Source organism: Mycobacterium sp. UM_Kg27, from assembly GCF_000972905.1.
GTDB lineage: Bacteria > Actinomycetota > Actinomycetes > Mycobacteriales > Mycobacteriaceae > Mycobacterium.
Window position 1 is genome coordinate 1 of the sequence record NZ_JRMM01000157.1, and the last position, 9,273, is coordinate 9,273.

Sequence of the window (9,273 nt, forward strand, 5' to 3'; positions counted from 1 at the left end):
TGTATAAGAGACAGGCCCTGCACGACGCCATGACCTGGCGGTACCGCGGCCAGATCATCCCCACCAACAAGCAGATCACCGCACAGGTGGAGATCACCCGGATCGTCCGCGAGGACGCCGGCATCCTCGCGGTGGCCGAGGCATCGCTGTGGGTGGACGACAAGCGCATCTACACCGCCAGCAACCTGGGCATGCGCATCGTGGCAGGCCCGGAGGAGCGGCTGTCGCCGGCAGCTGCCGGGGCCATCACCACATCGGCAGCGGTACCGGGGAGCGCGGCGGGTGCAGCCGCTCCGGCATCGCTGCCGTCGGCGGAAACTGCTGCCGCGGTGCAGAACACCGCGCCCGCGACCACCACGATGGAAGTCACGCTCGATCCGGTCAACGACTCCTGGGTCGTCGATCACTGCCCCACGTACGTGATCCCGTCGCTGCCGATGATGTCGGTCATGGACCTGTTCGCCCAGGCGGCGGCCGGTGCCTCAGGCGGAGCCAAGGTCGTCGAGATCACCGATGTCCAGATGGTTCGCTGGGTCGTGGTCGACGCCCCGAAGCAGCTGCGGGTCGTGCTGGAGCAGACGCCGGAGGCCGGACATTTCCAGGGCCGCCTCGAAGTCTGGCGTGATGCGCCGCGAGCAGAGTTGTCCCGCTGGGAAATTCACGCGCACGCCGTTGTCGTCACCGCCGCACAGTACAGCGGTGAACCCGAGCCGCCCGCCCCGCTGGAAGGTGCGGTGCCCTACGCCGATCCCTATGACGGAACGGTTTTTCACGGCCCGGCGTTTGCGACCCTGACCGAGGGTGCCCGGATCGGCCGCAACGGCTCGACCGGAACGCTCGCGATCGAGCGCTGCGCCGTTCCGGTCGGCGAACTGCAGCCGGGGCTGTTGGACGGCGCGCTGCATGTCGTACCGCACACCGCGATGAGCGTGTGGACCACCGACACCGCCGATCCGGCATCGTATGCCGATGCCAGCGACCCCGACGTCGGGTTCCCGCGCCGCATCCTCTCGGCCCGGTTCTACTCCGACACCCCGGTGGCCGGAACCGTGGATGTCGAAGCCCGATTCGTGGGCTTCGACGACGACGAACGCCGTATGCCGACCTTCGACCTGTGGCTCAGCGTCGCCGGAAAACCCTGGGCCCGTATCCGGATGGCCGAGTTCCTGCTGAGCAAGGGACCGCTGGCCGAGGTCAGCGGGCCCGAACGACGCGCCTTCATGGGTGACCGGCAGGCGGTCCCGGGACTGTCGCTGAGCGAACGACTCGGGCGCGGCGTACTGGAACTCGACACCGCCCGGATGGCAACCCTCGACTGGTTCAAAGGCACTCTGCAGGCCGTGTACGGCACCGACAGTCAAGGCGATTCGCTGATGGTCGACATCGTGACCAAGGAAGCGGTCGCGGACGCAGTCCACAATGCGGTCCACCCCGCTCAGGTTCAGGTCATCGACGGAAAGGTGAGCTGCCCCGCGCTGCCGCTGGAGCGCATCACGGTCGACGTCGAGAAGCTCGGGCCGGGTGCGTGCCGTGCGAGCGCGTCAGCGGAAACCGACTGGGAGCCGGTCCGAGCCTGGTGGACCGAGAGCGCCGGCATGCCGGATGGCTGGTTCGGCGAGTTGGCCCTGGGAGCGGTGCTGTCGCGCTATGTACGCCACGTGGTGGTCACCGATCCGGCCGCGATGGCGGCCGTGCACGGCCGGCCGGTGTTGCTGCTGGCCAACCACCAGGTGCAGGTCGAATCACTGTTGGGCACCACCATCGGATCGTGGCTGACCGGCACGAAAGTCGTCACTATCGGCCACGCCAAACACGAGACCGGCTGGGTCGGCAATCTGCTGCGGATGATCGACGCGGCGGCGGGCAAACAGTTGGGCCATCTCCGCTACTTCGACCAGCAGCAGCCCCAGGAGTTCTTCGGTCTGGTCGACGAACTCAAGCGGGAGACCGCGGCGCTGGGGGTGTCGGTCATGGTGCACGCCGACGGGACCCGCAGTGTGAGCTCGAGTCAGCGGGTGGAGAGGCTGACGTCGACACTGCTGGACATGGCGATCGAGATGGCGATGCCGATCGTGCCGGTGTACTTCGCGGGCGGCCTGCCCGAGGAGCCGTTGCCGCACAAGCTCGAAGTTCCCTACGGCCATGCCGCGCAGGACTACATCTTTGGCAGGCCGATTCTGCCCGAAGAGCTGCGCGGTCGTCCCTACGCCGAGCTGCGGCGTTACGTCATGGACGCGATCAACGCGCTCGCACCGTTCAGTGACGCACCGCACGCCCCGAACTACGATGTGGAGAGCCGGATTACGGCCGCCGCCCCGGGTGCCTCGCCGCTGGAGTCGGTGTGGTTCTGCATCGAGGACGCGCTGGACTCGCTGCCGGTCGACTGGCGAAACCTGATCGCCGACGAGGACTGGGAGCTGGCCGGGTTTCGGCAGTCAGCGAGCACAGCTCAGTAATCCCACACCGCCGGTACGCACCGAAAGGCGTTGCCGGCGGCGGCCACGTGGCACACCGACGGGAACGGGAGGTGAGTGGCCACCAGCGCTTCGCCGGTCGATGCCAGCTCCTGCAGCAGGCCGACCCGGACCTCGATCGACTGCTCCGGGTCGTGTTCGAATCCGTTGTGCCACTGGGGGTTGTCGAATCCGACCTGGAATATGGCGTCGCCGGCGAAGGTAAGTCGGTGATCACCGGATGCTAGCCGGACCACGCTGTGGCCGGGGGTGTGCCCGCCGGTACGTGTGGCGAGCACGCCGGGGGCCACCTCGTAGGACTTCTCGAAGGGGACCAGGTGGTTACGGTATTCGTCCAAGAACCGCGAGGCGATCGATCGCAGCGCGTCCGGAACCGGAGCCGGCATGTTGGTCCCGGAAAAGTCGGGCGCCTCCCAGAACTCGGCTTCCGCGGCCGCGACGTGGATCCGCAGGTCCGGACGCAGTCGCGCTTTGACCCCGTCGGTGAGCAGTCCCCCTACGTGGTCCATGTGTAGGTGGGTCAGCACCACGTCGGTGATGGCAGACAGATCGATGCCGGCAGCCTCCAGCCGACGGACTGCCTGGCCTGCACGCGGAAAGTCCGGAAACTCCATCCCGAGGCCGGCGTCGACGAGGATGGTCCGGTCACCGGAGCGCACCACGACCACGTTCAACGGCCAGTCGATGACGTCAGGCGGCAGGAACATGTCGTCGAGCCAGCCCGCCAGGCGGGACGAGTCGACGTTGGTGGCCATGGTCGCGGCGTTGATCGGCAGCACGCCGTCACTGATCACCAGCACCTCGATGTCGCCGACCTGTACCGCGTATCGCGATGGAACCAGATCGTTCGGCTCGTGACTCTCAGCACGTACGGCGGTGTTCAAGCTCATCTGCGTCTCCTTGATCGTCGGTCTGCGCCTGCCCGGATCGTTCGGATCGAGAATCGCGCGACAGCGTCGGTCTGCGCACCCTGGAAACCGCGTAGTCCTTGGCGCCCCCGGGGGCTCTGGAGCGTTTGTTGACTGCGGCCGAGGTGGACGGCTAACTTAGTGGCGATCGCGGCACGGCCGTCCAGCTACGCAGCTGGACGTAGATCGGCCGTCAACGAATCGAGACCGACCAAGTCTTCGCAGACAGGAGCCCACTCATGGCGTCAGCATCTCTGGGCGTCTACACGTGCCTCGCGTGTGTCGTGCTGCTTACCCTGGCACTCTTCTGGGCCAGCGGGTCCTGATCGGTCGCACGACCTCACGGATGTAGATTCCACTGGCCGCAGTCCTGGGCCAGGACGTCGTTGACGTCGACTTCTATCCCACCGACGATGGGCCCCGGGTTCGAGGCGGTACTCACAATGCGCTGGTAGAGCACTGCCCCGGGATCGACCTGACCACGTGACCAGGATCGGGTCTGCCAGGCCCACCGCTTACCGGGTGTGCGTGAGACTCCGATGACACCGTCGGCGGCCGCCCACTGGCACACGTTCACGCCCCCGTAGACGCCGGTTCGCTGCACTCCCAGTACCGAGTTGATTCCGCGAAACCACTGCAGTGCCACGGTGTTCCAGGTGTTGCGGTCGATGTCGTCGTCGACGCTGAAGAAGACCGGCGCGCTTTGGCCCCCGCCGGCGGCGGTGTGTATCTGCCAGGCGGTGCGTGCGTCGGCAACCCCGCCGGGGTAGCCCCGGGTGAAGTCCGACGGGGCCGTCCCGCCGGGCTTGCCGTACTGGAAGTTGCTGACGATCACCAGTCCCGCGGCGGTCAGTGACTCGGCGTAGGGCCGGGTGATCGGCTTGGCGCCGAAGTTGGAGCCGGGCCGCGACGTCGACACGTAGTTGATGACGCCGGCATGGCCCGCGGCACGGATGTCCTGCGCGGGAATCTGACGCATGGCGTAGTCGATCAGCGTGGGAGCCGCAGCCGAAGCCGTCGGTGCACCGGCCGACGCCGCGCCCAGCCCGGTGAGCGCTGCGGCGGATGCGTACCGCAGCGCGTCCCGTCGGGAAACGTGGTTCCGAGGGTGGGAAGTCCGCGGCGAGTCAGGCACGGGCCGATGTTAACAATGTGGCAGCTGTTAACTGTGTCGCCCGCGCCGGGAACCCGGAATGCTTTTCCCCGAACATCCTTGCTTTGCCCGGAGAACGAGTCGCCGACGGCTACGATTCGGTGCGTGTCGACGCCCGTCACCAGCACATCATCGCCGACGACTCCGCGCGCCCCTAGAGCCCCGCTCGTGGTTGCGGGCTGGTGCCTCGTTGCTATCTACATCGCCGCGATGGTAACGACGGCATTGAGTGCCGGATCGATATCCGCTGTAGCCGAAGCAATCTCGGGTGCCGCATTGGCGGCGTTCGTGGTGCTCCATACGTTGACGCTCTATAAACCCGCCGGAGCCGTCGCCTACTTCGCCACGGCCGCGACGGTGGGTCTCGGCCTGGAGGCGTGCAGTATTGCGACCGGCTTCCCGTTCGGCTTCTACGTCCATTACGCGGAAGGGCCTCGCGCGTTCGACGTTCCGGTGGTTGTCGTGGCGGCGTGGGCGATTCTGGCCTGGTTGGCGTGGATTCTGGCCCGGGTGATTGTGGGCGAGATCCACAATCGGCGGCTCTCCGTTGTGGTGACACCCGTCGTGGCCACCCTCATCGTCGGTGGCTATGACCTGGTGATCGATCCGATCGGCGCCTACGTGCGTCACATGTTCGCCTACCGATCACCGAGTGGGGTCCTGGGTGTCCCGTTGAGTAACTACATCGGCTGGCTGATCACCGGGTGGGTGCTGTTTCAGACCTTTGCCGTGATCGAACGACGGTGGCGACGCGACCCCGCAACCTCGACCCGATCGGCTTTGTTGATGCCTTCCATCATCTGGTTCGGTTTGGGCCTGCAGGTGAATCTCGGGCTGCTGCGCGCCGGCGATGCCACCACGACCATCCAGGGCGTGCCCGTTGCCTTGGCCGACATCTATGAGACGTCCGCTGAGATGACCTGGTTCATGATGGGCCTGGTGGTGGTGATCAGCGTGATACGGCTTTATCAGGGCACGCCGGCGACCTCGCCGGAGATCGCCGACTCGAGCGCACACCGCGCCGGCTAACCGACCCCGACGGGCCGCGGCATCACGGTCAGCTTGACGCCATAGCGCGGCGTGCCCAGACCATAGCTGCCGTTGCGGCCGGCGCCGCCCGGAGGAATCGGGGGAGGCATCGCGGTCATCGACCGGCTTTCCGGGGCGACGGTCCAGCCGCTACCCGTCCCAGCGGCAGGAGCTCCCGTCGGGGTTGCCGCCGCCCAACTGGGTGGCGTCGACAACGACCCGACCAGGGTGGCCCGGCCCACTCCCGCGGTCACCGGGGAACTGCTGCCACCGGCAGCGCGGGCCGCGGTCTCCAGCCCACCAGTGGCCGTCGACGCCAGGGCCATGCCCGGCATGGGCCCGACACCGCCGCGGGCCAGGGCGGCCGTGCCGCCATCCATGCCGCGCGCAAGAAAGCCGAGCGTGGCCAACCCGGAAAACCCCTCGATGTTGCCACCGGGGTCGAAAATGCCGGTCGCGGCGATCGTGTTCCACAGCTGGGCATTGATGTTCAAACCCGACCCGTCGTCGTGGCCCCACGTTCCGTCGAAGAGGCCGTCGAAAAACTTCGTCCAGTGCCAGTCCGGATCCGTAGGACGCGAGCCCTCCGCCGGCGACGCGAGGCTCCGTAACGCATCGGGTAGCTGGGTGTGGGCGTCAGCAGGGTCCACACCTCCGGCGGCCTGCGTGCCGTCGTCTTGACTGGTGGTCTCCGGCGCATCGGCAAAGGGGATCAGTTGGGTGGCGGTGGCGGAAGCTGCGGCGTAGCCGTACATCGCCACCGCGTCTTGGGCCCACATCTGGCCGTAGCGCGCTTCGGTCGCTGCGATCGCCGGGGTGTTCTGTCCCAGTGCGTTGGTCTTGACCAATGACGCCAGCAGCACGCGGTTGGTCTCGATCGCGGCCGGCGGCACCGTCATAGCGTGGGCCACGGCATACGCCTCGGCCGCGGCGTAGGCCTGTGCCGCGGTCTGCTCAGCCTGCTCGGCGGTCACACTCAACCACACGAAGTAGGGCTCGGCAGCCGCCGCCATCGCCGATGCGGATGGCCCGCACCAGCCTTGACTGGCCAGGCTCGCGACCAGCCATTCGAACGACGTTGCTGCCGAACGCAATTCCGCTGCCAGTAAATTCCAGGACGCCGCGGCGGCCAGCATCGGCCCTGATCCTGCTCCGGCATACATGCGCGTCGAATTGATCTCTGGTGGCATCGATCCGTAGTCCATTAGCCAAAGCCCTTTCAGTAGACCGAGATAACGTTTGCGGTATCGGTCGCTGCGTATGACTGTGCGCTGTGCTGCAGGGTTTTGACGAACATCTCGTGCACCACCGCGGCGCGCTTGCTGATCGCTTGGTACATCTGTGCATGCCGCGCGAATTGCGCCGCGGTCAGTGCAGAAATCTCGTCGGCGGCGGCGGGAATCACGCCGGTGGTCGGCGCTGCGGCAGCGGCGCTTTGCGCGGATACCGTGTCGCCGACACCGCGCAGATCGGCCGCTGTCGCGATGAGATCTTCGGGCAGTGCGTACACAAAAGACATCGGAGACTCTCCTTCGAGAGGACATGACGAATTTCGCCGCCACACAAGAACAGTCGCGCGCCAAAGCAGCACACGTCCACGACGCGGACAGCGCTGATGCGGTAAGGGCGAACCGATTCAGAGGATGAAGGCGGCGCCGGGGCAGGATTCGAACGACATGGTCGTCGATCTCGGATAGGGACTATCGCTCGGACTCAAAGTCGCTCTCACCTCCTCGCGGCCAGGGCATACGGGGATGCCGTTGTGGTAAGCACATCGGAGCTAACCGAACCAGCGCAGAGTTGGCCGGACGGCACCCCTCTCGACAGAGTTTTGGCACTGCACGGCGTATCCAGTCATGTGCCGAAAGCCACTTGGGCTCAACCCTTAAGCCGGGAAGAGCTGTCCTGACCCTGGGCGTCTCTCGACGTTTGAGGTCAGTGGCCTGTATCCGTACAGACGCCTCACCTAGCGAGGTGCGTTCGCGGCCATGGTGGCATCACCGCTGGCCGCCGTCAACTCGAACGAGCACGTCTGCGCTACCGGATGAGTTCGCCTGACATGGCATATGTCTCGCGAACAATGCTGGTGTGCACCAGGATTCATGTCCGCAGAAAGTTTGCCTCTCCGTATCGATCGGTTGTTGCTGAGAATGTCCAAGCAACGGAACAGGTGAACGGTCATAATTGCCAATGCATCCCGAAGTCACGGCTGCAACCGGACGACCGGACGGATTGGCGGGGAGGCGATTCGGAAACCCGCACCGGATGGAGTTCCTGCTACCTTCGGAAGTGCCCCCGGTCGATCCGAGCGCGCGTTGTTGCCGGCGCGCGGTTCGGGCTCCACCCTTGACCTACGTAGCCCGGATTTACTTAAATGAGCTAGCAGTCACGTCACCGGCTACCCGTGCCGGCAGCCCGCCCTGGACGAGCCACAGCGGGTGAGGAGGAACTTGTGCAGACGTCGGCGTCCGAGGTCTCCGCTCACCCCGACTACGGCGGTCCCCTGCTCGGCTCCGGCAGCCCACTGGAACGCGCCACGCTCGACGCGCTGGACCGGCTGCAGCAGGTGCTGACGCTGCACTCACTGGGCGATGACCGATTCCGGGCGGACAACGAGGCCGGCCGGTTCGGCCGGATCTTCGGCGGCCAGCTCATCGCCCAGGTGATGACAGCGGCCGCGGCCACGGTCCCCGAGCTGACCGCCCATTCCATTCACGCGTCGTTTCTGCGTCCCGGCGACTCGGGCGTACCACTGGAGATCGCCGTTGACCGCACTCGCGACGGGCGCACCATGTCGGCACGGCAGGTCACCATCCAGCAGGGCGGTCGCACCCTCGTGGTGGCGACGGTGTCCTTCGACACCAGCCCGGACAGCACAGACGCCGACCCCGTGCCGTTGCCCGGGCCTGCACCGGAAGCCCTTCCGCTGCTACAGCACTGGGTGCAGCACGCCCCGCCATACCTGGCCGGGCGAGGGAACACCTGGATAGAACGGCCCCCGCCGCTGGAAGTTCGCACCGCCGAAGCCCCGGTCTTCCTGGGCGGCGCCCAAGCGCCGGGTCCGCGTGCCCATTGGATGCGGTTGCCGCGTGGAATCGACGGCGATCACCAGCTGCACGCGGTGCTGCTTGCCTACGCCAGCGACTACCTGCTGGTGGATACCGCGTTTCGTGCCCACCCGCAGCCGGTCGACCATGCCACGCACACCGGCCTGACCTTGGACCACAGCGTGTGGCTGCACCGTGCAGTCCACTTCGATCGATGGCACCTCTACACCCAGCAGACCGTCGCCACGGCCGGACACCGCGCCCTGGTGCACGGCACCATGGTCGATGACACCGGCCGCCATGTGGCCAGCACCGCACAAGAAGTGCTCGTCCGGCCGATAGCCGAGCCGCCGGGACGGCAGAAACCCGGGGACCAGTAGTGGTCCTGCGCGCAGAGACGGCGACACTCGATGGACGCGTAGCGGTCATCACCGGCGGCGGTTCGGGAATCGGCCGCGGTATCGCCGAGGGCTTCGCGGAATTCGGCGCTCGGGTGGTGATCTGGGAACGCGACGCCGAAGCAGCCCAAGCGACCGCAAAGCTGGTCGGCGGTCATGCCTGCGCAATCGATGTCCGCGACTCCGGCCAGGTCGATGCGGCAATGGCGGAAACCCTTGCCACGGTGGGCTTGCCGACGGTGTTGGTCAACAATGCCGGCGGGG

At 66.6% G+C, this 9,273-nt stretch carries 8 protein-coding genes and 1 riboswitch; of the genes, 4 read left to right on the top strand and 4 right to left on the bottom strand.

Translation table 11 applies throughout. The features are described 5' to 3' along the window. The coding region (locus tag LI94_RS18660; RefSeq protein WP_192831004.1) for a polyketide synthase dehydratase domain-containing protein at window positions 1-2,456 on the top strand (2,456 nt) is incomplete at its 5' end. On the opposite strand, the gene LI94_RS18665 is transcribed toward LI94_RS18660, so the two are convergent. Both LI94_RS18665 and LI94_RS18670 read right to left on the bottom strand, forming a co-directional pair. Further along, complete coding sequence (locus tag LI94_RS18665; protein ID WP_024441622.1) at window positions 2,450-3,364, bottom strand: MBL fold metallo-hydrolase; 915 nt, start codon at window positions 3,362-3,364, stop codon at window positions 2,450-2,452. The two genes, LI94_RS18660 and LI94_RS18665, sit on opposite strands and share 7 nt — an antisense overlap. Before the next feature lie 358 nt (window positions 3,365-3,722). Next, window positions 3,723-4,517, bottom strand: a complete 795-nt coding sequence (locus tag LI94_RS18670) for a DUF1906 domain-containing protein (RefSeq protein ID WP_046302122.1) — start codon at window positions 4,515-4,517, stop codon at window positions 3,723-3,725. Window positions 4,518-4,745: 228 nt separating this feature from the next. Between LI94_RS18670 and LI94_RS18675 the strand changes: the two genes are divergently transcribed. Beyond that, window positions 4,746-5,564: a carotenoid biosynthesis protein gene (locus LI94_RS18675; RefSeq protein WP_046302127.1), complete on the top strand. Its 819-nt coding sequence runs from the start codon at window positions 4,746-4,748 to the stop codon at window positions 5,562-5,564. Here LI94_RS18675 and LI94_RS18680 read toward each other — a convergent pair. Together LI94_RS18680 and LI94_RS18685 are read right to left on the bottom strand one after the other, a co-directional pair. Next, on the bottom strand, window positions 5,561-6,754 hold the full coding sequence (locus LI94_RS18680) for a PPE family protein (RefSeq protein ID WP_204368862.1): 1,194 nt from the start codon (window positions 6,752-6,754) through the stop codon (window positions 5,561-5,563). The two genes, LI94_RS18675 and LI94_RS18680, sit on opposite strands and share 4 nt — an antisense overlap. A gap of 29 nt (window positions 6,755-6,783) precedes the next feature. Further along, window positions 6,784-7,083, bottom strand: a complete 300-nt coding sequence (locus LI94_RS18685) for a PE family protein (protein ID WP_046302124.1) — start codon at window positions 7,081-7,083, stop codon at window positions 6,784-6,786. A gap of 289 nt (window positions 7,084-7,372) precedes the next feature. After that, window positions 7,373-7,545: riboswitch (M-box (ykoK) riboswitch) on the bottom strand. Between the two features lie 471 nt (window positions 7,546-8,016). Between LI94_RS18685 and LI94_RS18690 the strand changes: the two genes are divergently transcribed. Together LI94_RS18690 and LI94_RS18695 are read left to right on the top strand one after the other, a co-directional pair. Further along, window positions 8,017-8,991 carry an acyl-CoA thioesterase domain-containing protein gene (locus LI94_RS18690; protein ID WP_046302125.1) on the top strand — a complete coding sequence of 325 codons (975 nt, stop codon included), beginning with the start codon at window positions 8,017-8,019 and terminating at the stop codon, window positions 8,989-8,991. Next, the coding region (locus LI94_RS18695) for an SDR family NAD(P)-dependent oxidoreductase (RefSeq protein WP_046302126.1) at window positions 8,991-9,273 on the top strand (283 nt) is incomplete at its 3' end. The genes LI94_RS18690 and LI94_RS18695, both read left to right, overlap by 1 nt.

Bases quoted from the DNA above. Each gene is read 5' to 3' on its own strand.
- LI94_RS18680 (WP_204368862.1), bottom strand. From the start codon at position 6,754: ATGCCACCAGAGATCAATTCGACGCGCATGTATGCCGGAGCAGGATCA.
- LI94_RS18685 (WP_046302124.1), bottom strand. From the start codon at position 7,083: ATGTCTTTTGTGTACGCACTGCCCGAAGATCTCATCGCGACAGCGGCC.
- LI94_RS18665 (WP_024441622.1), bottom strand. From the start codon at position 3,364: ATGAGCTTGAACACCGCCGTACGTGCTGAGAGTCACGAGCCGAACGAT.
- LI94_RS18675 (WP_046302127.1), top strand. From the start codon at position 4,746: ATGGTAACGACGGCATTGAGTGCCGGATCGATATCCGCTGTAGCCGAA.